The following is a 408-nucleotide window of genomic DNA, read 5'->3' as shown; positions in this document are numbered from 1 at the left end:
TCTTATATCCGTATATTTTAGTATTACTACTCTTTTTTAATCTCTGTAATTATTACAGCTTAAATACTATAGAAGATCCATTAATTCGCTAATATCATTACTTCCAATTTTATTCTCTTCTTTACTTTCAATTTCTACGTCTTGCAAATCTATATCCTTAATATCTACAGATTTTATATATTCAGCAATATCAAAAACAGTCTCAAAACTATAAAAGTCTTTCATATTTAATTCCACCTTAAACTCTTGTCTTAATTTAGATATCAAAAGCAATCCTGATAATGAATCCAATCCTAGTTTTTGTAATTCATCGTTTATAGCTATATCTTCAACTCCAAATATTGTCTTTAAAATTTCAAAAAGCTTTGATTCCAAGTCATTAGTCACATCAATATATTCGTTTTCTCT

At 25.7% G+C, this 408-nt stretch carries 1 protein-coding gene; it reads right to left on the bottom strand.

Features of this window, described 5'->3' with window-relative positions; all coding sequences use genetic code 11:
* Nucleotides 1–66: 66 nt before the first annotated feature.
* Nucleotides 67–408, bottom strand: a 342-nt coding sequence (locus J1M39_RS11295) for a phosphopantetheine-binding protein (protein WP_206496806.1), incomplete at its 5' end; no start/stop codon positions are given.

The organism is Micrococcus sp. KRD077 (assembly GCF_017168505.1).
Lineage (GTDB): Bacteria > Actinomycetota > Actinomycetes > Actinomycetales > Micrococcaceae > Micrococcus > Micrococcus luteus.
This window is presented reverse-complemented; position numbering and strand designations above follow the sequence as displayed.